At 35.8% G+C, this 548-nt stretch carries 1 pseudogene; it reads left to right on the plus strand.

What is annotated here, in order from left to right:
• A pseudogene (locus ETC00_RS19610) lies at nt 1–548 on the plus strand (hypothetical protein); the annotation flags it as partial.

Here is a 548-nt window from a genome sequence, read left to right on the forward strand (position 1 = left end):
AAGATTTATTTTCTACAATAACATCACCGTTTAAAAATATCGGTGAGTTTATTAAGGAAAGAGTAAAAGAACAATTAAAGAACTTTGGTTGGGGAGATAATGATAATAAAAAGAAAAAAGAAGGAAAAGGTGGTCCTGACGATAAAGATAACAATTTTGGTGAAGGAGTAGAATGGGCTTCAGGTAGTTCTAGAAGAAGTAGGCTTGTGGGTAAAGCTGTGAAATATGCTGTAAAGGGTACTAAGATATATAATAAATATATTAAACCGAACCAAGAATTATTAGGTAAAGTTGCTGATAGAGGTTCATTAGCATTTGATCCTGCTGTTACTATGGTTACTTATAAAAACAAGAAGAAAGCTGCTTATGTTGCTAGTGCTACTCTTGCAGGAGACATGATCGGTGGAAGAATAGGTGGTGTTATAGGTGGTGCTTTAGGAACTTTTGCTGGACCTGTCGGTACAGCAGTTGGTTCTGTAGCAGGAAGTATTGTCGGTGGTTATATTGGTTCTAAAGTAGGTAAGATTGCTGGTAAAACAGCTTATAAG

The organism is Brevibacillus sp. MCWH (assembly GCF_013096935.1).
GTDB lineage: Bacteria > Bacillota > Bacilli > Brevibacillales > Brevibacillaceae > Brevibacillus > Brevibacillus aydinogluensis.